The sequence below is a fragment of the Pedobacter sp. A2324 genome (genome assembly GCF_059693705.1).
The window spans coordinates 552,867-577,825 of record NZ_JCASSK010000004.1; the positions used below are offsets into that span (position 1 = coordinate 552,867).

General features: G+C 40.9%; 22 protein-coding genes and 1 other RNA gene. 14 read left to right on the plus strand and 9 right to left on the minus strand.

The window, feature by feature from the left end; translation table 11 throughout:
* The first annotated feature begins 58 nt into the window (after window positions 1–58).
* The 3 genes from AC570I_RS14985 to AC570I_RS14995 all read left to right on the plus strand — a co-directional run bounded on the left by AC570I_RS14985 (window position 59) and on the right by AC570I_RS14995 (window position 2,116).
* The gene (locus tag AC570I_RS14985) at window positions 59–274 is read left to right on the plus strand and encodes a heavy-metal-associated domain-containing protein (RefSeq protein ID WP_497406076.1); all 216 of its coding nucleotides are present in this window, start codon (window positions 59–61) and stop codon (window positions 272–274) included.
* Between the two features lie 187 nt (window positions 275–461).
* A complete protein-coding gene (locus AC570I_RS14990) occupies window positions 462–1,025 on the plus strand; it encodes a helix-turn-helix domain-containing protein (RefSeq protein WP_497406077.1) in 564 nt (187 codons plus the stop codon).
* Between the two features lie 233 nt (window positions 1,026–1,258).
* On the plus strand, window positions 1,259–2,116 hold the full coding sequence (locus AC570I_RS14995; RefSeq protein WP_497406078.1) for a helix-turn-helix domain-containing protein: 858 nt from the start codon (window positions 1,259–1,261) through the stop codon (window positions 2,114–2,116).
* A 307-nt stretch (window positions 2,117–2,423) separates the two neighbouring features.
* On the opposite strand, the gene AC570I_RS15000 is transcribed toward AC570I_RS14995, so the two are convergent.
* On the minus strand, window positions 2,424–3,476 hold the full coding sequence (locus tag AC570I_RS15000) for an alpha/beta hydrolase (protein WP_497406079.1): 1,053 nt from the start codon (window positions 3,474–3,476) through the stop codon (window positions 2,424–2,426).
* 2 nt (window positions 3,477–3,478) lie between these two features.
* Complete coding sequence (locus AC570I_RS15005) at window positions 3,479–3,895, minus strand: OsmC family peroxiredoxin (protein WP_497406080.1); 417 nt, start codon at window positions 3,893–3,895, stop codon at window positions 3,479–3,481.
* Window positions 3,896–5,092: 1,197 nt separating this feature from the next.
* On the opposite strand from AC570I_RS15005, the gene AC570I_RS15010 reads away from it, so the two are divergent.
* The 8 genes from AC570I_RS15010 to AC570I_RS15045 all read left to right on the plus strand — a co-directional run bounded on the left by AC570I_RS15010 (window position 5,093) and on the right by AC570I_RS15045 (window position 11,269).
* The gene (locus AC570I_RS15010) at window positions 5,093–5,620 is read left to right on the plus strand and encodes a TetR/AcrR family transcriptional regulator (RefSeq protein ID WP_497406081.1); all 528 of its coding nucleotides are present in this window, start codon (window positions 5,093–5,095) and stop codon (window positions 5,618–5,620) included.
* Between the two features lie 4 nt (window positions 5,621–5,624).
* A complete protein-coding gene (locus AC570I_RS15015) occupies window positions 5,625–6,038 on the plus strand; it encodes a DUF1348 family protein (protein WP_497406082.1) in 414 nt (137 codons plus the stop codon).
* Between the two features lie 481 nt (window positions 6,039–6,519).
* Window positions 6,520–6,774 carry a hypothetical protein gene (locus AC570I_RS15020; RefSeq protein ID WP_497406083.1) on the plus strand — a complete coding sequence of 85 codons (255 nt, stop codon included), beginning with the start codon at window positions 6,520–6,522 and terminating at the stop codon, window positions 6,772–6,774.
* Window positions 6,775–7,198: 424 nt separating this feature from the next.
* Window positions 7,199–7,639, plus strand: coding sequence for a cyanase (gene cynS, locus AC570I_RS15025; protein ID WP_497406084.1), 441 nt, complete (start codon window positions 7,199–7,201; stop codon window positions 7,637–7,639).
* Window positions 7,640–7,645: 6 nt separating this feature from the next.
* Window positions 7,646–8,350: a carbonic anhydrase gene (locus tag AC570I_RS15030; protein WP_497406085.1), complete on the plus strand. Its 705-nt coding sequence runs from the start codon at window positions 7,646–7,648 to the stop codon at window positions 8,348–8,350.
* A gap of 247 nt (window positions 8,351–8,597) precedes the next feature.
* Complete coding sequence (locus AC570I_RS15035) at window positions 8,598–9,485, plus strand: AraC family transcriptional regulator (protein ID WP_497406086.1); 888 nt, start codon at window positions 8,598–8,600, stop codon at window positions 9,483–9,485.
* Window positions 9,486–10,178: 693 nt separating this feature from the next.
* On the plus strand, window positions 10,179–10,862 hold the full coding sequence (locus tag AC570I_RS15040; RefSeq protein ID WP_497406087.1) for a lipid-binding SYLF domain-containing protein: 684 nt from the start codon (window positions 10,179–10,181) through the stop codon (window positions 10,860–10,862).
* 20 nt (window positions 10,863–10,882) lie between these two features.
* Window positions 10,883–11,269, plus strand: coding sequence for a hypothetical protein (locus tag AC570I_RS15045; protein WP_497406088.1), 387 nt, complete (start codon window positions 10,883–10,885; stop codon window positions 11,267–11,269).
* Window positions 11,270–11,477: 208 nt separating this feature from the next.
* On the opposite strand, the gene AC570I_RS15050 is transcribed toward AC570I_RS15045, so the two are convergent.
* The 7 genes from AC570I_RS15050 to AC570I_RS15080 form a co-directional block, all read right to left on the minus strand.
* Complete coding sequence (locus tag AC570I_RS15050) at window positions 11,478–11,876, minus strand: OB-fold nucleic acid binding domain-containing protein (protein ID WP_497406136.1); 399 nt, start codon at window positions 11,874–11,876, stop codon at window positions 11,478–11,480.
* Window positions 11,771–13,936: an error-prone DNA polymerase gene (locus AC570I_RS15055; protein WP_497406089.1), complete on the minus strand. Its 2,166-nt coding sequence runs from the start codon at window positions 13,934–13,936 to the stop codon at window positions 11,771–11,773. Before AC570I_RS15055 ends, AC570I_RS15050 begins: the two co-directional genes overlap by 106 nt.
* A 252-nt stretch (window positions 13,937–14,188) precedes the next feature.
* Window positions 14,189–14,485, minus strand: a complete 297-nt coding sequence (locus AC570I_RS15060) for a PHP domain-containing protein (RefSeq protein WP_497406090.1) — start codon at window positions 14,483–14,485, stop codon at window positions 14,189–14,191.
* An 822-nt stretch (window positions 14,486–15,307) separates the two neighbouring features.
* Window positions 15,308–16,135 carry a site-specific integrase gene (locus AC570I_RS15065; protein WP_497406091.1) on the minus strand — a complete coding sequence of 276 codons (828 nt, stop codon included), beginning with the start codon at window positions 16,133–16,135 and terminating at the stop codon, window positions 15,308–15,310.
* The gene (locus AC570I_RS15070) at window positions 16,119–16,568 is read right to left on the minus strand and encodes an Arm DNA-binding domain-containing protein (protein WP_497406092.1); all 450 of its coding nucleotides are present in this window, start codon (window positions 16,566–16,568) and stop codon (window positions 16,119–16,121) included. Before AC570I_RS15070 ends, AC570I_RS15065 begins: the two co-directional genes overlap by 17 nt.
* Before the next feature lie 256 nt (window positions 16,569–16,824).
* Window positions 16,825–17,191, minus strand: a transfer-messenger RNA (tmRNA) gene (gene ssrA / locus AC570I_RS15075).
* A gap of 108 nt (window positions 17,192–17,299) precedes the next feature.
* Window positions 17,300–18,202, minus strand: coding sequence for an AraC family transcriptional regulator (locus AC570I_RS15080; RefSeq protein WP_497406093.1), 903 nt, complete (start codon window positions 18,200–18,202; stop codon window positions 17,300–17,302).
* A 268-nt stretch (window positions 18,203–18,470) separates the two neighbouring features.
* Here AC570I_RS15080 and AC570I_RS15085 point away from each other — a divergent pair, with 268 nt between their 5' ends.
* Genes AC570I_RS15085 through AC570I_RS15095 form a run of 3 tightly spaced genes read left to right on the plus strand, consistent with a single transcriptional unit; the run spans window position 18,471 to window position 24,952 of the window.
* A complete protein-coding gene (locus tag AC570I_RS15085; RefSeq protein ID WP_497406094.1) occupies window positions 18,471–21,761 on the plus strand; it encodes a SusC/RagA family TonB-linked outer membrane protein in 3,291 nt (1,096 codons plus the stop codon).
* Window positions 21,761–23,692, plus strand: a complete 1,932-nt coding sequence (locus tag AC570I_RS15090; RefSeq protein ID WP_497406095.1) for a RagB/SusD family nutrient uptake outer membrane protein — start codon at window positions 21,761–21,763, stop codon at window positions 23,690–23,692. The genes AC570I_RS15085 and AC570I_RS15090 overlap by 1 nt, the downstream gene beginning before the upstream one ends.
* A gap of 33 nt (window positions 23,693–23,725) precedes the next feature.
* Window positions 23,726–24,952, plus strand: a complete 1,227-nt coding sequence (locus AC570I_RS15095; RefSeq protein ID WP_497406096.1) for a DUF5000 domain-containing lipoprotein — start codon at window positions 23,726–23,728, stop codon at window positions 24,950–24,952.
* The last annotated feature ends 7 nt before the right edge of the window (window positions 24,953–24,959 follow it).

Genomic DNA, 24,959 nt, shown 5'->3' on the forward strand with positions numbered 1-24,959 from the left:
ACAATAACCAGAGCGTTTGTACGGATATTAGCAGTGTCAAATAATTAAATTTATAACAATGGAAACGAAGAACTATCAATTTAAAACGAACATTAACTGTGGTGGATGTGTCTCTAAAATTCAAAACAGCCTCGATCATACTGAAGGAATTTGCAGCTGGAGCGTAGACACCGGTAACCCTCAAAAAATTCTTACCGTGAGCACTGACAAGGTGACCAAGGAGCAGGTTATAGCAATTATTGAAAATCATGGCTATAAAATAGAAGAATTGTAAAATTAACTTCTAAAGAATTCTGGCATGCAATCTTTAGTGAAGATTATTGCAAATTAAGGTATATAAAAATTCTCTGGGAAAAAAGTCGTGGAATCTAACTATTACATCTCGACATCCTATGAGGATTTTGTATCCCCATTTATCACTTAAATTATATATCGAAGACTAAAAGAATCAATACATTAACATGACAACACTATACATAAAAAACATGGTATGCAGCCGTTGCGTCACCGCCGTTCGGCACGAATTCGAAGATTTAGGCCTGGAGACTGAAAAAATAGTATTAGGCGAAGTGGAAATTAAAAATGATCTCAGCCCTGAAGAAAAAGAGAAGCTGGAAGGTTCTCTTATCAAACTTGGGTTTACACTGATCGACGATAAAAAGAGCCGCATCATCGAGAGAATAAAAAATACGATCATTGAGCTTATCCATCATACTGAAAATGACATCAAAATCACGTTCTCGGAATTTTTGAGCAGCAAACTTCATCACGACTACAACTATCTTTCAAATTTGTTTTCGCAGGTGGAGGGAACGACTATTGAGAAGTACTTTATTGCTCAAAAGATCGAAAAAGTCAAAGAATTATTGGTATACGATGAACTTTCCCTGAGCGAAATTGCTTACCGCATGAACTATTCCAGTGTCGCTTATTTAAGCAATCAGTTTAAAAAAATAACTGGTTTAACGCCAAGTCATTTCAAACAGGTTAAAGATCACAAAAGAAAGGCTTTAGATGCTGTTTAGTTCTTTTTTGGTGAGTACTTCGAATAACTGCGTCCGAAATTCATAGTTTACCTTTCATTTTCTCGGCTAAATTGTATGCCCACACTACATTAATCGATGATCATTCAGTTATAGGTTTCTAGGCGAGGAACATCCCCTTCTTCAGCGAAATGGGCCTTGAAATTTCGGAACTTGGCTATTGGCAGATTCTCATATACATCATTTTTCATAACTTTGACTCAAATTTTCTAAACATGAGTCCTTCAGAGTTAATATTTGAATCAAATTATAAAAGATTTGGTTTACGTAACTTTTCTCAAGATGACCACCACTTGGTGGATGGCGATATATACCGTTCATACATCAAAGTTTTACTTGCGCCGAAAGGATCCTCAATTGCGGTTGACTTTGAAAGTTTTGAGATCATCGCGCCTACGCTTTTCTTTGTCAACGCCAATCAGTATCTGAAATTCACCGCCTCAGCTGCTGAACCTTCTAGGCTTGCCTTCTATAACAGGGATTTTTATTGTATACAAATACACGACGCGGAAGTTGCCTGTGATGGCATTCTATTTAACAATATCTTCGAAATCCCCCACATAGTCCTTAACCAGGATGAATACCACAGCATCGAAAATATATACAACAATATCGCTTATGAACTTGCTGAGGGAGACAGGTCATCAGAAGAAATGATTCGTACCTATCTTAAACAAATTATCATCCGTGCCACAAGGGTTTGGAAAAAACAGAATATCCTGGCCGTAGAGCCTAAGGCGGCCGCGGATGATCATGAGTTTTACAGGAGTTTCAATCGGTTGGTCGAGATCCATTTCCGGACCAAGCATGGCGTATCGGAATATGCCGGGTTGATGAACCTTGCGCCAAAAACACTTTCCAACAAACTCAAGCGCCTACAATTGGCAAACCCAAACCAAATGATAAAAAATAGGATCGTACTGGAAGCCAAACGACTTTTGCTGTACTCCGAGCTTAGTATTAAGGAAATTTCATATGAACTCGGCTATGATGATCCCGCCTATTTTAACAGAATGTTTACTCAAAAATGCAGGGTCAGCCCTGCAATATTCAGAAAAGAAGTCAAATCATAATTGATATACCTGTCCAACTGGGAGACTCAAAGTACGAAAGATCATTATGGGCTTGAAGTTGTCCACTGCGTAGTTCAATTGATGCAAGATTCTTTATCCCTTTTTGTATGGTGGGAGTACTAATTTACCTAGGAAAGATAGTACCCTTCGGACAAGAGGGTTGTTTACTTACTCCGATAATCTTTCGTTGTGACCTTTAAAAAAATATGAAGCCCCGCTTAATCAGCCAAGTCTTGGTAAACTGGTTGATCAAGGGGGCTTCCTCGATAGATATATTACTGCTAGCCAGGATGGCTAGCAGCTCTTTTTACTTAGAGAACAGCGCAGTTTTTAACACGCTTGCTGCTTGTTGTACCGATACCTGAACCGCGGGGATATCTGCCAAAGGGTTTAACATGCCATAATCATGTATGAAGCCTTTATAATCCTGGATGGTTGTAGGCACGCCTGCTTCGTCTAGTTTCCTGCCATAAGCAACGCCTTCGTCATGTAGGATATCGTTCTCCGCAACCTGAATCAAGGTGGGAGGCAGACCTTTCAATTCGGAAAGGGAAGCTTGTAGCGGAGAAGCATAACGGTTTTTGCGGTCAGCCTCGCTTGGAAGGTAGTTATTCCACATCCATTTCATTAAAGACGCAGTGAGGAACCTTTCGGTACCATAATCTTTCCAAGATTGACGGCTGAAGTCTGCGTCAGTAACTGGCCATAAGAGGATTTGTTGTAAAAGTTTTGGCCCGTTTTTATCTTTCGCCATTTGTGCGACTACAGCAGCCATATTCCCTCCGACACTATTGCCTACTACTGCCATTTTTGATGGATTAACCCCGATTTGACTTCCGTTTTTAGCTACCCAGAGCGTTGCAGCATAAGCCTGGTTAATCGCTACTGGAAACCTTGCTTCTGGGGAAGGAGTATAATCAGGAAAAACCGCTACAGCACCGCTATTGACAACAAGGTCTCTTACCAGTCTTTTGTGGGTGGGAAAGTCTCCTAAAACCCAACCACCGCCGTGGAAGAACATGAACACTGGAAGACCAGCTTTAGCACCTTTTGGCTTTACCACATGTAATTTAAGCGTGCCGCCCTCGATTGGAATAACTTTTTCACTTTCCTCAATGTCAGAATAATCAAACTTTACTGATTTTTGGGCACCTACTAAAACAAGTCTTGCGTCCACCGGGGTCATTTCCTCTATTGGCTTTCCGCCTCCGCTATTTAGTGCTTTTAAAAATCCTCTGATTTGCACTGAGATGTTAGGGTCGCTGTCAGCTGGAGGCGTTTGTTGTGCATTTGATTTTAAAGAAGCCAGGCTTAAAGCTAGCGCTGGAAGAATAAGGATTTTTGTTATTAATGATTTCATTTTTATATATTTTTAAGATTTGCAATTAGTGTTATTTTGAAATTGAAGGCTCCGCTTACCGGACAGGTTTCTTTTGCGCTGGTCGCTATTTCCAGGAATTGCTCTTGGCTAATGTTAGGGACCTCGGCGGTAAGTTGTAATTCTGAGTGCACTATTTTTCCTTCTTCCATCGTGATGACTGATCTTGTTTCTAACGTGCCCGGAAGATACCCGGCCGCGGTGAGGTCAAGGCTTAACTTCATTGTGAAGCAACTAGCGTGCGCTGCTGCCAAAAGTTCCTCTGGGTTAGTGCCCTTCCCGCCAACGAAGCGGGAATTGTATGAGTACTGGCTGTTATTTAAAACTGTGCTTTGAGAGGTAATATGCCCTGCTCCGCCTTGTATTGTACCGTCCCAGACGGCTGTTGCGTGACGTTTCATACTTTTCATTTTAATTATCTTTTTGTTGGTACAAATCTAAAGCGTCCTGGAAGGCGGGTAAAGACTTAAAAGTCCCGACCTGTTGTACATTTTTCCCTTGCGGGACTTTTTTAAATTCGATTCAATTGACAAAAGGGTTTATTAGGTTGAACTGGTGCCTGACTTACTGAGACTTTATAAATTCAGAGATATCTTTATTTATCGTTGCGGCTTCCTTCGTCTGCATCCCGCGCAGAAATCCCGGTTAGGTGGTTAATTTCGCATATTTCAGCAACCTGGCGGCTTTCACACCTGCAACCCCATTTATATGGTCGTATCTGCTAACTTCTTGATTGAGTGACATCGTCATATCCTTTTATGTGGTTTCGTTATACGATTAATTTGGTGTTCCGCTTCACTCTGAACTTAGATTCTATTAATGAAACAATACCAATGATTGCCTCGAAGCTAGTGCGTTTCGAGCGGGCATTGATTTTAAATTAGGCGAACTGGCATTTAAAATCGTTCAATTGGTGAAATCCATCGTTGGTTGCTGTTAGCCACTGTATCGACACATTGATTGAAATTATAGTTGTGCTTATTGGCACTGTCTGTTAAGTAGATTCATGTTTTATCACCTTAAGCATTTAGATTTCCATGTGAAATTTGTTGCAGATTGCTGCCGAAGTTCTCGAAAGGAACGATTTGTCAGATGCTGCTATTTCTCCGCAGTTATATATGATACGGTTGTATGCAAAAAAAAAGCTACCTGTGCTTATTCACCATTAATCAGTAGAGTCAATTTTTTTTTGCATCTGATATGCGAAAGCAAATTGAAAACTACCACAGCAAAAAGCCTGCAAATTCAACAGTTCAAAAGCATGTTTGAACGATTCTTAAACCTGTTTCACCGAAATATGAATTTATTTCTGTGGAAGCGATGCTAAGTTTGAACAGCAAAGCAAAAAGCAGGCATTTGATACCAAGTAAACATGATGGTGTTGAAGTCTGTGAAAGGATTGGCTTGACAACTTATAGTTTAGGTAGCGATCCCTGCTTAGAGAGCACGTATAGGCGGTCATTTTGCATAAATTAATGAACTAATTGTTGGCTAACAAGGAGGCCATCCGAAAGATTTCAAATAAAACAAAAAAACAGACAGACTTGTTTGTTCGTTTCAAATGTTTATCTATATTTGCATAGTTAAACTTTAAATATATGACATCACCGAAAAAAAGGATTATGGAGACAGCATCTGTTCTCTTTGCGAGTCAAGGTTACAATTCTACAGGAATCAATCAAATCATTTCTGAAGCCAGTGTCGCTAAAGCCAGTTTTTATCAGCATTTTAAGTCAAAGGAAGACTTATGTGTTGCGTTCCTGGATGCCAGGCATGAATACTGGTTTAATGAGCTGTATGAATTTGTGAAAAATGAAAAGGAGTTAAAGTCCAAGGTAGTCTCGTCATTCAATTTTTTAATTCATATGAATATGAAAGAGAATTTTAGAGGTTGTAGCTTCCTTAATATTTTGTCTGAAATTCCAAGTGACAACGTTAAGATTTTGAATCCAATCCAACAACATAAGGCTGATCTCCGAGCATTTTTCAAATCTCTAATAGCAGATGATACGATATCCGATCACGTCTATCTCCTCTTCGAGAGCTGCATAACGGAAAGTAAAATGTTTAAATCAAATGAGTTAATAGAAAAATCAAAATCAATTATAAATAACTTAATAAACTAAAATCATGGAACAGAAATTCCCACTACCTCCATATACATTGGAGACCGCATTACAAAAAATCCAATTCGCAGAAGATGCCTGGAATTCACAGGATCCTGAGAAAATCTCCGAGGCCTATACTATTGATAGCGAATGGAGAAACAGAGATCAATTCGTTAATGGAAGAAAGGATATTGTTAAATTTCTTTCAGAAAAATGGAAGAAAGAGTTGAACTATAAACTCAAAAAAGAGTATTGGGCGCATACAGATAATCGTATCGCAGTAAGATTTGAGTATGAATTTCAAGATTTAGATGGTAACTGGTTCAGAGCTTACGGAAATGAAAACTGGGAGTTCGACGAAAACGGTTTAATGGCAAAGAGATATGCAAGTATCAATAACCTAGCCATTAATGAAGCCGATCGGAGATTGAAATAGTTCAGTGGCATTGAAAGTGAAATTAGCCCGGTAGTCATGACATGTGCTAATTTCACTTTGATTTTTCGGCTAAGCACCATTATAACTATAATTGATGGCTTGGCCTGGAATAAACCCAGACAAGTAAAAGTCAACTAAGCCACACAAATTGACGCAAATCAACAACCTGATAATTAATTCTTTAAGTTATATTCCTAGTACTAGGGTCTAACCTGATCCATTTACAATGATAGGATGAAGGGTGAGTTAATTTTGCCGCTGAAGTTTTGTCTGAAAAAAAACAGTGTCCTTGCCTAAAGTGCCGTTATAAGCCTGACAACACCTGGCTCATAGTTCCTTTGAAATACGCTCAATCCCATATTTCACATTATTATTTCAACAATGAAATTCAAATTTTTTGCCAGTTTGGGTGCAATAGTCTTTGCGGCCCTCTATGCACATGGTCAAATTTTAACCATTCAGCAGACACTAAGCCGATCTATTGAACAGAGTAGAAGCAACATTGAACTTGCAAAATTCCAATGCTACAGTCTTTATTCGAAGGTCTGCAATTGTTGAAAGTCCAACGGGGCTACATGTGATACTTGTCGAGAATGGCAAAGCTAAAAAAGTCAAGGTTATAAAGGGTCGGATATTATCGGATAAAATTGAAGTGTTTGGTGATTTGAAAGATGGGGATAAGATATTGAAGATCGGGTTGGAAGAAATTGAAGATGGTATGAGTGTCATTCTTTAGAGTAATTCAAGAAAGCCAAGACGTATTGAAAATGTTAAATCAGGACGTCTTTCTTGTATTTAAAGATGAAAAATACCACACCGTTATGCTGATCAAACAATCTCAATCAGAAATAATACTCAAGGTATACTTGAGGGAGTGAAGCAAAAACCATCGCCATTTTTTTCGTAAACGTGATCACCTATATTGCTGGTTAAATATTTTTTATGTTCCGCATCAACTGTTCAGACAAAAAAATGATTTAACGATTTGGATTAAAACATTATTTCTAAACCGAAACAAATAATTAAAGTGTCATCGCATTTTTGATCTCTTAAGATAGTTTTTATTTTCTATTCAGTAAAAAGTACCATGATTCATTCGAATTCTACCGTACCTGGGTTACAAATGTCGATAATTTTGATAAAAAATAAATCATAATAAAATGGACAGAAAAATCGCAACTGAATTAATTATTCAAAGCATTATTAAAAGCAAAGTAAAATATCAAGATCTAGCTAAAGCTATCGGTAGCAGTCTCATCTGGACTACTCATGCATTACATGGGCAGGCCACTATGGATAAAGAAGCCGCAACAAAGGTTGGTGAAATGATTTCTTTGACGCCAGAACTGGTAGAGTCGCTACAGCAAATCCCAATGAGGGCTTTTGTTCAGGCCACGCCTACCGACCCGACCCTTTATCGACTTACAGAGATGATGCAGGCCTATGGTCCAGCAATTAAGGCTGTGATCAATGAAATGTTCGGCGATGGAGCTATGAGCGGTATCGACTTTAAGATGGATGTGGAGCGCGTCGAAAATCCAAATGGAGCTAGAGTGAAAATTACCTTAGATGGTAAATTTCTTCCCTTTAACAAATTCTAATTGATCATGGAAAATCAGAACGAATCTCATCAGTATTCTGGCACCGCAGCACAAAGCTGCAGTTGCCCTCATCATTCGGCAGACACGTTCAGTCAAATGATTACAGGAAATTTGAAATGGGCCCAGGAAACATCGACAGAGGATCCTGACTTCTTTAACCAATTGGCAAAGAGCCAGCAACCTGAAGTACTTTGGATTGGCTGCGCTGACAGCCGTGCTCCAGCAAATGTTATTACGGGCATAAAGGCAGGGGGCATATTTGAGCACAGAAATGTGGCGAATGTCTGTGTTAACTCCGATCTTAATATGTTGAGTGTGCTGGATTATGCTGTAAGCGTGTTAAAAGTGAAGCATGTTATTGTTGCTGGGCACTATGGGTGTGGAGGGGTTACTGCGGCTTTGAGTAACAAACAGTTTGGTATGATTGATAATTGGCTTAGACACATTAAGGACGTCTACCGAATTCATAGCCAAGAGTTGGACCAGATTGCAGATGAACAGGAAAGATTAAGAAGGCTTGTTGAGTTTAATGTAATGGAACAGGTGAATAACGTGAGCAGAACTGCCATTGTTGAGAATGCATGGAAGGCGGGGTCCGATCTTCAGATACATGGTTGGGTAATGGAACTTTCGACTGGGCTTATCAAAGATCTAGGCATCACCAAACAAGGCATTGGAAGCCTGGATGGAATCTATCAATTAGTAGGATAGTCATTAAGGTGGCTCTTGTGCTAAGTCTCTTTTAAGACAAGCTTCACATAGGTGGGAGTGCATCGATTGTGTTCATTACCACGCTTTAGCAAGTTTAGAGGTTAGGTTTAGGTAAGAGTTTCTATGAGTTCGAAAACAGATGGGCATTACTGGTTGGTACTGTGGTGCCCATTTTTATGTGTATTTTAAAACGTGATTGGTACCTTTGGCGAGATCGTTTGATTATAAATTTTAAGTTGGGATAAATATGAGAAACGAGTTTCCGGTCTATGACATCTGCGAATTTTCACTTAACAGGCAGGAAGATATTATTGTAAGCAGGTTTGCTATCTATTTAAAGAATTTGAAAAAACTTCATTTTCCCCATCGGCACGATTTTTATCATCTTATTTTATTTACGCATGGGGGAGGTGGGTTTTCCATCGATTTCCAGAATTTTAAAATAACGCCTTATCAAATCTATTTTATGGCTCCGGGCCAGGTTCACGGATGGGAGTTTGAAGGTGAAATGGATGGGTATGTAGTAAACTTTTCACCTCAGTTTTTTCAATCTTTTTTGCTGAAGTCGGATTACTTGGATCAGTTTTTATTTTTCAGTGGGCATGTCGACGAGTCGGTAATTTCAATACCCGATGAATTCAGGGAATCGGTAACCAGATTGCTTGACGAAAGTGTCGATGAAGCAGAAAGCAATAACCGCTTTAAAATGGATATGATAAGAGTCCTTATCCTGCGTCTTTTTATGTTGATTGGTAATCTTACCGAAAAAAGGGGAGATCAAGTTTCAGACAGCTATAATATTACACTATTGAGAAACTTTGAACGCTTAATTGATAACAACTACCTAGATCTCAGATTGCCTAAGGAATACGCAGCACTGCTCTATATTACCCCAAACCACCTGAATGCCTTATGCAACGATGTTTTGGGAATTTCCGCGGGAGAGGTGATAAGAAATCGCATAGCACTGGAAGCTAAAAGGATGCTGATCAACTTCAGTTTGACTGTTAAGCAGATTGCCTACGAATTGAATTTCGAAGACAATTCATATTTCTGCAAATTTTTCAAAAAACAGACGGGTCTGAGCCCCGAAGCGTTTCGCAAGCAATTCAGTTCCGCTAATTCCGGCTTTTAAGGGGGGGTGATTTTTTGCTCTTTGCTCTTTTAAAGTGAGCGACATTTGAAGATTTTTACGGTTTGATTGCATAGCCAGATTAATTTTTCGAACGGCCGGTTTTATGGAGTAATGCTTGAAGTATTGAAGCTGTCAATGTTTTGATTATTCCTCCAATGGATAAAAATAAATTCTACAAAATAGAGGATGAATCTAATTAATCTATGAAAAAACACATTTTGGTCAGGAAGACATCTATTTTGTTTTTGCTGTTAATCCAAGTTATTTTTTTGTTCGCAATTTTTAAGGAGAATCATCACTCTCTATGGTCTGTTGTTTCAATTCTGGTGATCTGTTTGCTGATATTAATAGCCTATTTGAGGGGACAGATTCATCACCATGAACATCATTATGAGCATATTTTGGTCGTATGCTGGATTCCTATTGGGGCAGTATCCTGTTTTTATCTCCATCATTTGCTTACCACGCAATATTATAATTTGCTCATTAAAACATAATTGAGATAATTAGCACATTGCTGCATCATTCCAAATCCATGATAATGCTCCATTTTATTGAATCAAAGGTCATTTCTCACAGAAAGGTAATAAACTTCTAGACCATTCATGAAAAGAAATAAAAGATATAATATTGCACTTCCGGACTATTTGGAGGCGTAAGCCTGCTTGATAATGCCGGGAATTTTTTCTACACATGAATATACTCAATACGATCAAGCTGAACCTCGCTGTGCTGTGCTTCTCAGCATTAATCTTTCCCAATGATGCCGCCTCTCAGAATAAGGAGCAAAAAAGGATAAAGGCGTCAACACAAGTACTTTCGGGTTTCGGAAAGATGAAAGAATCCATCCCCACAAGACTACTTGAGCTTACCCAAGGAATTGTTATTGTACCAAAGCTGATCAACGCAGGTTTTGTTATTGGAGGGAAACGCGGAAGGGGCATTGCTATGGTGAAAAGGAATGACGGTTCCTGGAGCAACCCTGTTTTTGTAACCATTACTGGTGGAAGTGTTGGTCTCCAAGCTGGCGTACAGTCAACTGAACTAGTTCTTGTTTTTACCCATGCAAATAGTCTGACTGAAATTAAAAAAAGTAGCTTCACGCTGGGGGGTGATCTATCTGTAGCGGCAGGTCCTTTGGGGCGAAGTTCTGCGGTGAATACCGATTACAAACTCGATGCTGAGGTATATTCCTATTCCCGTAGTAAGGGACTCTTTGCAGGGCTTTCTGTAAACGGCGCTTCTCTGGAGATTGATGCGGCTGCAAATGCAGTGGTATATGGTAAGGACATGGATGTGGCGCGAATCTTTGATTCTGAAGGAGACCCTGATGATGAAATAGGTAATCTGAAATCTGAGATTACCAAAATGAAGTAATTGAATTATTAACTTAGATCATGAAGAAAGTCATTTTAGTTTTACTGCTGGCAATTGCTAGCTTTTCAGGATATGCGCAAACCTACCAGCCGATCACCAGCAAGAATAAGACATATCTGGAAACGCTGAAAGGGGTGAGCTATACATACAAACAAGGTGTTGTTACCCTGAAGAATAACGGAAAGTATGATCTGGGTACAGTGAGTATAACTGTTTTATCAAAGGTGGACAGTACTCTATTCGGGATTGCCCTATTTGAGGAAGGGCTTGAGAAAGGAACTATTGTTAAGGCTAATGTTTATTTTACTACTGGCCTGGGCAATGGTGTTCATGAGGTTTCCTTAAAAGATATAGATCAAAAGAATCTGGTATTATCTTTTGATAAGGCGACTAGGGCTATGAAATGACACTAGTGGTAATTCCATCGACCAAAATGAAAAAAGGTTCTTTCATTTTGAATCAAAAACTTAATTAATGACAGTCCCAGTAACGGTACTACAATTTCTATTACGAATATTTATGCCAACTGGCAGGGCCACCAAAAACCCTTACCATTCAACTTAGGTATAGATTTCGATGGGATTATTTTCATAAGCGACACCAGTCTGGCACTTATTATTTAAAATTCCTCCCACCATGGAATGCCTCATTTGGCACCTCTTCACGTACCTGCGTCCTTTTATTCTGTGAAGGATAAGGCGCTGTTTTTTCATCACCTCGAGCTAAGGTTAGTACCGGCAACTCATCAATCTCTCGCTGCACTAACTTGCCCAGCATCTTTGTAAAATCAAAACACTTACTCACTATAACGTGCACTACCTGTCCCTCGCGCTGTAATCGGCCTTCTACCATCAGCAGCCTTGCGTGCAATATTTCCTTACGGTAGGTCTCAAACAATTTTTCGAATACTACGAGATTAGAATATCCCGTTTCATCCTCGATGGTGATAAAACAAACTCCGCTGCTGTGCCGGGACGCTGGCGCACCAAAACCAATCCCGCCACTTTTACTAATTGCCCGTCTGTAGAATCGTTGTTGATATGGTGGCAAGTTCGGATATTAAGCATATCAAGTTGCGATCGCACAAAACTCACAGGGTGTGCCTTTAGCGAAAGTCCAGTCGTTGCATAATCCTGCACCACGTGTTCTCCCTTTCCCATAAGCGGAAGCTCGACCTGCGTTTCAAGCACGCTCTCAGATGCCTGTCCCTTGAATAATTCTACTGGCATATCCTGCAAAGCCGAAATTTCCCACAGCGCCTTTCTCCGATCCATTCCCATAGAGCGAAAAGCATCCGCATCCGCCAATCTTTCCAGCGTAGCGATTGAGACTCCCACGTCACGCAGCGCGGTGATGCTTCGGTATCCGGCGCCGCGCGCACCAACCAGAATTTCCATTTCATCTTGCCGAATGCCGCTGATTTGCCGAAACCCCAACCTTATTGCAAAATATTTGCCCGATTTTTCTTCGAACTTATTATCCCACAAAGAATGGTTGACATCTATCTCGCGCACCTTTACCGTATGCTTTTGCGCATCAATCACAATTTGCGCAGGCTGGTAAAAACCCATAGGCATACTGTTCAGCAATGCTGTAGCAAAAACGTCCGGATAATAATATTTTAGCCAGCAGGACACGTATACCAACAGCGCAAAACTTGCCGCATGAGATTCAGGAAAACCATAGCTTCCAAATCCTTCCAGCTGCCTGAATATCCGCTTTGCAAATTCTAAGGTATATCCTTTGGCTAGCATCCCATCTATAAGTTTTTGCTCGTACTGATTTACCAGCCCTTTAAACTTAAATGTTGCCATGCTTCGCCGCAGTCCATCAGCTTCCGCCGGAGTAAATCCAGCAGCAACGATTGCTATCTTCATAGCCTGCTCGTGGAACAGTGGAACGCCTAAAGTCCTTCCCAGAATTTCCTCAAGTTCCGGAGAGGGGTAAGCCACATCCTCTTCACCGTTTCGCCTGCGCAGGTATGGATGCACCATGTCTCCCTGTATTGGCCCTGGTCTTACAATTGCCACCTCGATTACCAAGTCATAAAATTCCCGCGGCTGTAATCTGGGAAGCATGGACATCTGTGCACGGCTCTCAATTTGGAATACTCCTAAGGTGTCGGCAAGACAGATCATGTCGTAAACTTTAGGGTCATCCTGAGGAATATTTGCCAGGGTATATTGCTTTCCATGATGGTCCCGGCAAAGATCAAATGCCTTGCGTATGCACGTAAGCATGCCAAGCGCCAGGACATCCACTTTTAAAAATCCCAGCGCATCGATATCATCTTTGTTCCATTCAATATTGGTGCGATTCTCCATCCGGGCATTAAGGATAGGGCACAGGTCTGTAAGCTTTCCCTGGGTAACTACGAAACCCCCGGTATGCTGGCCGAGCTGCCGCGGAAAACCCATCATCTGTGAGGTAAGCTCTAGCGTTTTTCTTAGGTGCAGATCATTTGGATTTAGACCTTGTTCAGTAACCCTTTTTCCTTCGAACCACTCATCGGTAAACTCCCAAATGGAACTCGACAACCTGTTGATGGTATCCACTGAAAGCCCCATCGCTTTTCCAACATCACGAATTGCGCCCTTTTGGTGTTGCTGGGTTACCGTAGCTACTATTGCCGCCCGGTCACGCCCGTATTTATTATAGATGTATTGGATGATTTCTTCCCTTCGCTCATGCTCAAAATCTACATCGATATCAGGCGGCTCATTTCTGGCCGGAGAAATAAAGCGCTCGAAAAGCAGATCAAATTTCATGGGATTAACCGATGTAATTCCCAGAACAAAACAAATCGCAGAATTTGCAGCAGAACCCCTTCCCTGGCATAGTATCCCGCGCGACCTAGCCTCGCGCACAATATCCTCTACAAAGAGAAAATAGTTAGCATAATCCATTTGCCTCACGAACTCCATTTCATGGTGGATCATTTTAACCACTTTTTCCGGGATCTCTTCTCCGTAAAACTTGTGCGCTCCTTTCCAGGTAAGGAATTCCAGTTCTTCCATTGGACTTCGGCCGCTTTGATTGATTTCTTCAGGGTAAACATAATTTAGCTCATCCAAAGAAAAATTTCAGGCCTCAGCAATGACCATTGTATTTTTGATAGCGCCTGGATATTTTCTGAACAGACGATCCATTTCGGCGACCTCTTTCATATAGCGTTCTGCATTCTGATGCAAGCGAAACCCAGCTTCCTGTATGGTACATTTCTCCCGCACGCATGTCAATACATCCTGCAATTCCCTACGAGCAGGTTCATGGTAGTGGATATCGCCCGTTGCGACTACCGGAATCCCATGAAGCTCAGAAAGCTGCTATGTACGAAAAATCAGTTTATCATCATTTCCCATATAGGATTTGGTAGCTGATAGATAGAGTTGCCCATTCAAACATTGCTTATATTCTGCGACAGCACTGATAAAGTCTGGCTCATATTCAAACCTGCGGTTGAGCACTCCGGGCGTCACAATGCAAAAGATGATTCCCTTGCTATGGGCATAAACATCCGCCCTTGAAATATGGCAGGAACCTTTTTCGGCCCGCATGTTTCCAAGAGTGAGCAGTGCAGACAATCTGCCGTAGGCTTCCTTGTCTGTGGGATATGCCAGCAAGCTTGGTCCATCAAGCAGATCCAGCCTGCAGGCCGGAATAAGCTTTACGTTTTTTACCCTGCACGCCGCATGGGCGCGAAAAATTCCGGCCAGGGTATTACGATCAATTCCTGTATATCACTTCAAATCGTAGTTCAACTAAAGCCCTCCATCTTTTATGAAACCTCACTTGACTCTGCAATTTCGATTCGTTTATGGCATTAAAAACATAAAGAGTCGATTAGCTACAATCAATGCTGAAAATTATTGAGCACGATTATAGTGACCTGAATCCTTAATAGAAGCTATTTTTTTTCATTAACAGAATTAAACAATGTAAGCAGAGGTATTAATTGTTCAATTGTAGTCCCTGCCAGTGCACTTGAAGAAAAGATTATTAAATCATTCTTTTTTTATTTGCCACGATTATCTAAACCTCCCATTTTAAATAATTAATTAATAATAGGTTCATCCTCGTAGGTGTTCGATAGACGCCATTTCATAGTAGCAGTGCAAATGGAATACCAAATCTATTCTTCAACTGCCCATAATAGTTCTAGTTCCCTTTAGTGTTCTATTCTCTATGCTGCTATTATCTTCGATTATCCTCAAGCTCTTTACCAATTGTTTAATTTGCATTATCCTTAATTATTTTGACGGCTCTTGCATGTTGACTCATTATTCAGTGCTGTAACGAATTGCGTATGGGCTTCTTTAGCACTGATACTATTGTATTTTAAAAGATAAAATTGAGATATTAGCTATTAATTCATTCTAGACAGAAGTGAAACCATCTAAGTATGTTCTTCGACAACACTTAGATTTCTGCAAACAGGACGTTTTTTATTTCGTTACAATTGTATAATTATAAGTAGTCAATACTGTTTCCTTAGTCTTCTTTTCCTGAAGTTTAATCTGGAGCTTTGCCATATCATTATCAATCTTCCTATCCATAATTTTTGCGTAATGCTGAGTGGTCTTAATGTTTTTATGACCGAGCATTTTACTAACGGTTTCAATTGGGACATCATTCATAAGAGTGATTGTGGTAGCAAATGTATGTCTAGCTAAATGAAATGTTAATACCGTACGAATACCACAGATATCTGCAATTTCTTTAAGATAAGCATTCATTTTTTGATTTGAACTTACAGGAAAGACCTTTTCAGAATTATAACAAAGTGGGTGATCGGCATATCTATCCAAAAGCGTTATTGCTTTTGGCAGTAATGGAATTCTGGTTGGCGTTCCGGTTTTTTGCCTGTTAGATATAATCCAGCGTTCGTACTTTCGTCCAATGACCTCTGTTGTTTTCAGCTGGTAAATATCAATGTATGCCAATCCTGTATAGCAGCTAAATAGAAAGATATCCTTAACTCGTTGGAGACGCTCGTTTGCAAAGTTTGTCTGCTCAAGCCTGTCGACTTCATCTTCAGTAAGACAAACACGATCAATTTCTTTTACAGTCGCTTTAAAATTTGCAAATGGATCATTGATAATCCAGCTGTTGGCAAGACAAATTTTGATTATCTTTTTTAGATTCTTTATATATTTAACCGCTGAATTATTCGAACATTTACGTACAGTTCTAAGAAAAAAATCGTAGTCTGTCAAAAATTTATGGTTGATTTTGTCAATATTGACATCCGTAACTTTATATTTTTCTTGCATAAATTGTGTGACATGTCGAAGAGCGGTTTGATATCGTAAAAGTGTCATTTTTAGAGTACTCGCTGCCGACAAGCGCTTCCATCTCGCGATTATGTTGCTGAAATATCTCTTTAAGTGTGCGTTTTTTTTCAGATTTACCTAAATACACATCCATTAAATTTTGGGCAGTTATTTCATCTCCTAGCACTAAAAGCCTTCTTTGGGCATCCTGAACCTGGAGTTCAAGTTGGTGAAAATATGCATTGAGAATTTTAGCTCGAGCTGTGTTACCCTTTACTTTACCATTTCCCCATTCTTCTTCCAAACAGGTCTTTCCTGTTGCGGTTTCTGCCCGTTGTTTTGAAACGGTTATTCTTAAATAGATGAATTTTTCCTGATTACTACTGTTCCGGCCGTGTTTAAGGAAGAAAATTAAACTGAAATTTCGTTTCATAAATTGCTCTTTAAAAGTGAATAAATGTAAGAATGCAATTAAAAGAAGTCAAGATATTTTATTGAACAGGTTGAAATTCAATCTGTTATCAATAAAAGAGGTGCGTCATTTTTAAATTTTAGACGACGCACCTCTTGACGCACCTCGCATATTCGATATTTTGGCAAAAACACCACTAATGCGTAAAAACAAAAACCCTGCAAATCGTTGATTTGCAGGGTTCTAGTGTTTTTTTGGTGAATTTTGTTACTAATTCCAGTGGAGCCGAAGGGAGTCGAACCCTTGTCCAGTTGTGAGATAAATTATACCTTCTACATGCTTATTTTTCAATTGATTTTCGGGAAATAAACGGGCTGAAAACCGACCTTATTTAAATCCTTAGGTACTTTGTCTCACTTCAAACCGTACCTTTTTGAAGCCAGCGCTGTTGTTTCGATGCCCCGGATTCTAACCCAACAATGCAGCGGTTAGAGGGACAAAAGCTAAGCTAGTTCTAAACTAGGCAGCTAAGGCGTAAGTATTTTCGCCAACTAAAATGTGAACGTTCACTTTAAGTGCTCTCCGTACAACGCACTGCATGCTAACATAACTTTCGCCACCCCGTCAAATCCAAGAACGGCCCCAGTATAGTTTTCAATTTCAGTTTTAAACTTTTTACTGTTTTAAATCTGAACAACAAATATACAATTTTTTTAGGTAATTGTTTGCTGAAGCTAAGCGATGATTGAAAATCAATCTGAAACTTCAGACCTCCTTCGCCTCAATACCCTATAAACCTGCGGGGATACCCTCATACTTTTCTTAAACAACCTTGAAAAATGAAAAGGGTCTTCATAACCAAGGCTTACCGCGATTTCCCTGATTTTGATTTCAGTACTGTAAAGCAAGCCACAGGCTTTCCTTACCTTTAAGTGAATAAAATAATCCATAGGCGGCATCCCTGTAGATTTTCTGAACAGGCTGGAAAAGTAAGAAACGGACAGGTTATTGAGGCCGGCAAGCTCTTCCAGAGAAATTTTATTGGCTAAACCCTGGTGCATGTAATCAATTGTTTTTTTGATCATATCCTGATCATCCTGAGCTTTAATGCTGCTGTGTTTCTCCGGATAAAAAAATGTAGCCAGGAAATGGCATAAACATAAACTGATATTGTTGAGGTTATCTTTGCTATATCCGAGCTGAAGGTTATCATACATGGATTCCCATATTTGGATACCTTTTTCATTCAGCTGGATTTGTTTCGCACCGTCGTAGAGTTTCAGATTAAATCCTTTATTAAAACCTTCAAGATCCTTTCCACAAAAGTGGATCCAGTAGATTGTCCAGGGTTCATGATCATCTGCACCGTAACTCATCTTCACTTTGGTAGTTGGCACAATGATAAATTCGTTTGCTGACACCTCTAACCGCCGGTCATCGAGTAAAAACCAGCCCTTGCCCCTCAAACAGTAGATCAGGATGTTCTCACTGCATCCCTCGGGACGGTCACGGTAATGAAAAGCGGCATTCGGAAAATAACCCATGGAGGTTACGTAAAGCTGACTCATGAATACATTGCTTTCTGCCGCGGCTTTCCACGAAGCTTCCGGTACGTAGATGTGTTTTTCCCCTTGAAATCCGTCTTTTCTTTTCATTTACGAAATGATTTGGTTAGTAGCAGCAAAATAGTTGGCTAATACATGCGTCGCTGATAGCAAATATATCATTTGCAGACCAAAAAACATATAGCAGATTTGGTTGTAAAATAATTGGATAGTCCATCATAATAGGTGAATATGCTATTTTAACACCCTTCGAATAGCATTAATTTTGAACTTGTAAAGCAAATCAAGCAGATTGAGTCTCTTCACTTCATGATGTTTTTGATTTATCGCTTACAATAACCAAATAATTCAAACAAGTATGAGCCAAACTCTACAAAAAAAATGTAAACATCTCTATGCACTGGTGTTTTTGCTGCTTTTTATGGGCAGTGCTTCCTTTGCCCAAGTTCCTGCAAAGAAAACCATCACCGGTAAAGTAACTGATTCATTGGGTATCGGGATGCCTGGAGTGGTTGTAGCCGTGGTAAGCCAGGCCAATGTGGGTACCCAAACCGACAATAACGGAAAATTTGTATTGGATGTAAGTCCGGGACAGCTAATCAGATTCTCTTTTGTGGGCTACAAAGAACGGCGTGTAACGGTTGGAGAGGGGAGTGTAATCAACATCAAACTGATCGAGGATAATATCCTGGCCGATGAAGTGGTGATTACAGCACTGGGTCAGCGCCAGCGAAAAGAAGCTCTGGTGGGTTCAGTTACTACAGTCAAAGTAGCCAACCTTAAAATCCCCTCCAGTAATTTAACCAATGCCTTATCCGGACAAATCGCTGGTGTGATAGGTTATCAGCGTAGTGGTCAGCCCGGCCAGGACAACTCACAGTTTTTTATCCGCGGCGTCACTACCTTCGGATATAAACAAGATCCACTCATCCTGATTGATAACGTGGAGCTCACCTCGTCAGATCTTGCACGCTTACAGGTAGATGATATCGAAAGCTTTTCGATACTGAAAGACGCAAGTGCAACTGCACTATATGGTGCCCGTGGTGCCAATGGCGTGATTTTAGTCGCCACCAAGTCTGGTAAAGAAGGCAAGGCTAAAATCAGTTTCCGCTTAGAGCAGTCTGCCAGTCAGTCTACTCAGAACCTCGAACTTGCCGATCCGGTAACCTACATGAAGCTTTTCAATGAAGCTGCAATCGGGCGTAACATGGATCCCGTTTTCAACCAGAATAAAATTATCAATACACAAAATACCATCAACAAATCGCCCGGTTATAATGAATATGTGTATCCTGCGGTAAACTGGCTGGATATGCTCTTTAAAAAGAGAACTTCTACTCAGCGTGCCAATTTAGGTATCAGCGGCGGTGGTGGCGTAGCTCGCTATTATGTTGCCGGTTCCTATAACCTAGATAACGGTGTTTTAAAAGAAGATGAGCGTAATAACAACGACAATAATATTAAATTCCGTAACTACCAGTTGCGTTCGAATGTTAATATCGACTTAACTAAAACTACAGAAATGGTAGTCCGCTTATCGGGCAATTTCAGTGAATACAATGGTCCGATCGCGTCTGATGGAGGCTTCTCTACTGATTTGTATAACGCCGCTATTCATACCAGTCCGGTATTATTTCCAGCCTACTTTCCTGCAGATCAGGCTAACCAGAATGCCCAGCACATCCTGTTCGGCAATACGGTAGGCAATGCCGCAAACGATATCCGGAATATCAATCCATACGCACAAATGCTGATGGGACATAAGAATTCTTCCGAATCCAGAATGTCGGCACAGTTTGAGGTCAACCAAAAACTCGATTTTTTAACTGAAGGTTTAACATTCCGCTCAATCTTCAGTACCAACAGGTATTCGTACTTTGATTCGTCAATGGCGTATGCCCCGTTCTATTACAATGTAAGTTCGTACGACAGGCTATCAAATCAATATACACTCAACTGGTTAAATCCATCTGTAACGGCTCCACTAAATGTTTCGCGTGAATATTTATCTTATTATCCGGGTTCGCCAAACGTAAATACTTTCCTTTATGCGCAGGCATCAATGAACTACGACAGGACTTTTGGCAGCCATACAGTTAGCGGAACATTAATTGGAACGGCTCAGCAAACCCGCTACAATAATGCAAGGGATCCAAAAAATAATCAGCCAACACTCCAGTATTCTCTTCCTTACCGAAATATCGGCTTAGCTGGCCGTTTAACCTATTCGTATAAAAACCGCTATTTTGTTGAAAGCAATTTTGGCTATAACGGTTCCGAAAGGTTTTCAGAAAATCACCGTTTTGGCTTCTTCCCAACTATAGGCGGTGGATGGATCGTGTCTAATGAACCTTTCTGGAAAGGTGGGATTGCAAACGTCATCAGCAGGTTAAAACTACGCGGAAGTTTCGGTATCGTGGGTAACGACGCCATCGGATCACAGCGTTTCTTTTACAAATCTGATGTGAACCTGAACGGTGGAGGAAACTACGCACAGTTTGGTTTTAATGGTGCTTCAGAACGCCCGGGTGTATATATCAATAGCTATGAAAATACCAATATTACATGGGAAACTTCTCAGCAAACCAATATTGCTTTAGAAGCAACACTATTTAAAAATTTAAGTGTAATTGCTGAGGTTTACAATAACTACCGCTACGATATTTACATGCCCAGGAGAAATGTGCCTTCCACTTTAGGTCTCGAAGCAATAGACCCGAATACCAACCTGCCCGATATCGGTGCCAATATCGGTATCGCCCGCTCAAGGGGGATGGATTTATCTTTGGATTATAAGTTTAATGCAAATGATTTTTCTTTTGCAGTTCGCGGAAACATGACTTTCGCCAAAAACAAATATGTGAATTTTGAAGAACCGCAATGGGCTGAAGCCTATCGCTATACTACCGGACAGGCGATCAGCCGGAACTACGGTTACATTGCAGAACGTTTGTTTGTTGATGATAAAGAGGTTGCCAATTCTCCCACGCAGATTTTTTCTACTGGCGGAAAGCCACCAAGGGGAGGTGACATCAAATACAAAGACTTAAACAACGACGGTAAAATCGATGATGCGGATAAGGCCTATATTGGTTTCCCTCAGTCGCCTGAACTGGTTTATGGTTTCGGATTCAGCTCATCTTACAAAGGTTTCGATCTGTCGGCCTTTGTTACTGGCCAGGGCCGGATGACATTCTTCATTAAACCGGAAAAAATCAGCCCATTCGTACCTACAGATGAGAAAAGAAAAGTAAACCCTTTCGACGGCGGTGACGGCGATTATTTCGGAAACACCCAGTTATTACAGGAATTTGCCAACAACCACTGGTCGCCCGAAAATCAGGACTTATATGCCCTTTACCCACGCTTATCGGTAACTAAAGAAGATTTGGAAAACAACCGCCAAACCAGTACCTGGTGGATGAGAAACGGCCGGTTAATCAGATTAAAGTCTGTTGAGATTGGTTATACATTGCCACAGCGGGTTTCCAACAAAATCAGGTTGAGCTCAGCCCGCATCTATTTCAATGGTTTAAACCTATTAACCTGGTCGCCATTTAAAATGTGGGATCCTGAACAAGGGGGTAATGGATTTGCCTATCCCATTCAAAAAGTATTTAATGTTGGCCTAAACGTAACACTATAATGAAAGCGATCAAAAAATATTCGACATATATCTGTGCGTTGGTACTGTTATGTTCAATTTATTCTTGCAAAAAATACCTAGATATTACGCCCGAAAATCTGGGCACACTGGATTATGCCTTCAGAAACAGAAATGAAGCTGAAAATTACCTGTATGGTTGTTATGCTTATCTCCAGCGCTCTACTGATATGGCTACCAACCCTGGTTTTACCACTTCCGGAGAGCTGATTTATTCCAATTCGCTCGACAATTATTTAGGTTTTAACCGTGTAGGCTTTAACTTGTTGCGTGGTACACAGAATACGGCAAACCCAGGGCTAAATGCCTGGGATGGTAACGAAGGGAGCTATAGCTTTTTCCGCTCCATCAGGCTTTGTAATATCATGCTGGAAAACATCGATAAGCCCATCGACCTTTCGGCAAATGATAAGAAAAGATGGATAGCCGAGGCGAAGTTCCTGAAAGCATACTATCATTACCTGCTGTTTAAAATGTACGGACCTATTCCATTGATTAAAACCAATCTGTCCATCTCAGCAAGTACTGATGAAGTGCGAATTAAGCGTTCCACTGTAGATGAATCTGTAGATTATATTGTGTCGCTTTTAGATGAAGCCATTCCCGACCTGCCGGCTACCATTTCCAATCAGGCAACTGAGCTGGGCCGTGCAACCAGCATAATTGCACTGTCAGTAAAAGCTGATGTTTTGGCTACTGCTGCAAGTCCGCTTTTCAATGGTAATCCCGATTATGCATCTTTCAGGGATAAGGATGGCATTAGCCTGTTTCCGCAGGCATTTGATCCACAAAAATGGCGCAAAGCAGCTGATGCAGCCAAAGCCGCTATCGTTGCTGCCGAAGGGGAAGGTATTAAGTTGTATACTTTTTCTTCGCCAACAACGATCGGAACGCTGTCTGACTCGTTAAAAAGAGAGTTGGATGTTCAGAATGCGGTTACCGAAAAATGGGAACTCAATTCAGAAATCGTTTGGGCATCTAATCCGGCATTCGGGTATCAGGGTTTCGCTACCCCGAGGCTTACCGCAAATTCGGCTGTCAATGCATTTTCCAACCCCTCAACGTTTTCTGCGCCTATTGCTACACAAGAGCTTTTTTATACCGTAAACGGGGTGCCAATCACAGAAGATAAAACCTGGGACTATGCAGGTAGAAATACCATTATGGCTGGCGATAATGCCAGCAGGTATTATATCAAGGAAGGCTATGAAACGATTAAAGGACACTTTGCCCGCGAAACCCGTTTTTATGCCGATATGGCTTTCGATGGCGGCATCTGGTTTGGAAATGGCCGCATCAACCAGAATGATGACCAGCGCCCCCTATACCATGTATCTGCAAGGGGTTCGGGATTTGCAGCGCCCAGTGATAATATCCGTTTGAACATCACCGGCTACTGGCCCAAAAAACTCGTTAGCTATGCTTCGGTGTATGATGATGGTTTTCAGACCTTCGCTTACCGTATGCCATTAATCAGATTAGCTGACCTGTATCTGCTTTATGCAGAAGCTTTAAATGAAGTAGGCGGACCAACAACCGAAGTTTTTACCTATGCAGACCGTGTAAGGGCAAGGGCGGGTTTAAGAGGGATTCAGACTTCATGGACAAACTACTCCAGAAACCCGAATAAGTTTAATACCAAAGAAGGGTTGAGGCAAATCATTCATCAGGAAAGAAGAATTGAACTGTGCTTTGAAGGGCACAGCGGATGGGATTTAAGACGATGGAAAGAATTGCAGGCAGTGCTTACCACGCCGGTACAGGGCTGGAGCATCAATAATGCCGATGCGATTAATTATTACCGCCCGGCTACTCAGTTTATCCCTGTATTTGGAATTAAAGATTATCTGTGGCCAATTAAAAGCTATGATTTGGTCGTGAACCCAAATCTGGTGCAAAATCCCTTCTGGTAGTTAAAATATGATGTTAATCTTAAGTTTAAGAAAATGAAAAATATAAATAAATGGATTGCGCTCATGTTGTTTTCAATCGTTTGTCTAATGGCCTGCGAAAAAATGGAAACCTATAATGAGCCGGCCTCAACTGACATGACCAAGCCGGCGGTGGTAAGCAACGTTAAAGTGCAGAATTATAATGGGGGAGCCAATATTACCTACTCGCTTCCTAATTCTCAAAATATTCTCTACGTGTTGGCGCAATATAAAATAAATGGCGTTACCACGCGGGAAACCAAATCAAGCTACTATTCCGACACCATCACAGTGGAGGGATTTGCTAAAAAGCAAGAATACGAAGTTACACTTTACACAGTGAGCAGGGCCAATGTGAAATCTGATCCACTGGTTGTTAAAGTGAGCCCGGATACGCCACCATACTTACTGGTAAAACCTACAATTAATGCCCAGGCAGATTTCGGCGGGATTAAAATCACCGGCACCAACCCGGGTAAAGCAAATTTAGGCGTAATCCTTTTAGGCTTCGAAGGCAATGTGTCTGATGTGATTGACCAGAATTTCTCCAAACTGGCAACAATAGATTATTCAGTTCGCGGTTACCAGCCCGTTGAAAAGAGAATTGGCTACTATGTTATTGATAATTACGGAAATATATCCGATACCACCTATAAAACAATCACCCCGCTTTTTGAATCGATTCTGGATAGAAATAAGTTCACTTCTTACCGCCTGCCATCAGATGGCGTAATTGCTTATGGATGGGATTTACCCTATTTATGGGATGGAAGAACCGATGGAAGTTCAAATGGCTGGCATACTGCGCCAGGCGGTGCCATGCCTGCTATTGCTACATTCGGCTTGGGCGTAAGTGCCAAACTGAGTCGTTTCATTCTTTGGGAACGCCCGGACGGAGGGGATAAATTTGCTTACGGGCATGGTAATCCAAAAGTATTTTCACTCTGGGGATCAAACGCAACGGCTCCGAGAGATGCCAGCCTGCCTATGTCTGCTCCTGAAGGAACGGTAATCGGCGACTGGACAAACCTGGGAAATTACAATTATCCGCCGCCACCTTCTGGCGCTACGCCGGTTGCACACACCACTGCCGATAATGATTTTGTTAAAGCAGGTGTAAGTTTCAATGTTCCGCTGGTAAGTCCAAAAGTCCGCTATGTACGTTTAAGCGTATCCACAACATGGTCTAGCGGCACCTTTGCGCACGCTATGGAAATGGCGTTTTACGGTGATGCCCGATAATTATTCT

What these genes read in the sequence shown, in the direction of transcription:
- AC570I_RS15005 (WP_497406080.1), bottom strand. Translation starts at nt 3,895, where the DNA reads ATGAAACGTCACGCAACAGCCGTCTGGGACGGTACAATACAAGGCGGA.
- AC570I_RS15085 (WP_497406094.1), top strand. Translation starts at nt 18,471, where the DNA reads ATGAGCCAAACTCTACAAAAAAAATGTAAACATCTCTATGCACTGGTG.
- AC570I_RS15070 (WP_497406092.1), bottom strand. Translation starts at nt 16,568, where the DNA reads ATGAAACGAAATTTCAGTTTAATTTTCTTCCTTAAACACGGCCGGAAC.
- AC570I_RS15090 (WP_497406095.1), top strand. Translation starts at nt 21,761, where the DNA reads ATGAAAGCGATCAAAAAATATTCGACATATATCTGTGCGTTGGTACTG.
- AC570I_RS15015 (WP_497406082.1), top strand. Translation starts at nt 5,625, where the DNA reads ATGGAACAGAAATTCCCACTACCTCCATATACATTGGAGACCGCATTA.
- AC570I_RS14990 (WP_497406077.1), top strand. Translation starts at nt 462, where the DNA reads ATGACAACACTATACATAAAAAACATGGTATGCAGCCGTTGCGTCACC.
- AC570I_RS15010 (WP_497406081.1), top strand. Translation starts at nt 5,093, where the DNA reads ATGACATCACCGAAAAAAAGGATTATGGAGACAGCATCTGTTCTCTTT.
- AC570I_RS15040 (WP_497406087.1), top strand. Translation starts at nt 10,179, where the DNA reads ATGAATATACTCAATACGATCAAGCTGAACCTCGCTGTGCTGTGCTTC.
- AC570I_RS15095 (WP_497406096.1), top strand. Translation starts at nt 23,726, where the DNA reads ATGAAAAATATAAATAAATGGATTGCGCTCATGTTGTTTTCAATCGTT.
- AC570I_RS15045 (WP_497406088.1), top strand. Translation starts at nt 10,883, where the DNA reads ATGAAGAAAGTCATTTTAGTTTTACTGCTGGCAATTGCTAGCTTTTCA.
- AC570I_RS15035 (WP_497406086.1), top strand. Translation starts at nt 8,598, where the DNA reads ATGAGAAACGAGTTTCCGGTCTATGACATCTGCGAATTTTCACTTAAC.
- AC570I_RS15080 (WP_497406093.1), bottom strand. Translation starts at nt 18,202, where the DNA reads ATGAAAAGAAAAGACGGATTTCAAGGGGAAAAACACATCTACGTACCG.
- AC570I_RS15000 (WP_497406079.1), bottom strand. Translation starts at nt 3,476, where the DNA reads ATGAAATCATTAATAACAAAAATCCTTATTCTTCCAGCGCTAGCTTTA.
- AC570I_RS14985 (WP_497406076.1), top strand. Translation starts at nt 59, where the DNA reads ATGGAAACGAAGAACTATCAATTTAAAACGAACATTAACTGTGGTGGA.
- AC570I_RS15065 (WP_497406091.1), bottom strand. Translation starts at nt 16,135, where the DNA reads ATGCAAGAAAAATATAAAGTTACGGATGTCAATATTGACAAAATCAAC.
- AC570I_RS14995 (WP_497406078.1), top strand. Translation starts at nt 1,259, where the DNA reads ATGAGTCCTTCAGAGTTAATATTTGAATCAAATTATAAAAGATTTGGT.
- AC570I_RS15030 (WP_497406085.1), top strand. Translation starts at nt 7,646, where the DNA reads ATGGAAAATCAGAACGAATCTCATCAGTATTCTGGCACCGCAGCACAA.
- cynS (WP_497406084.1), top strand. Translation starts at nt 7,199, where the DNA reads ATGGACAGAAAAATCGCAACTGAATTAATTATTCAAAGCATTATTAAA.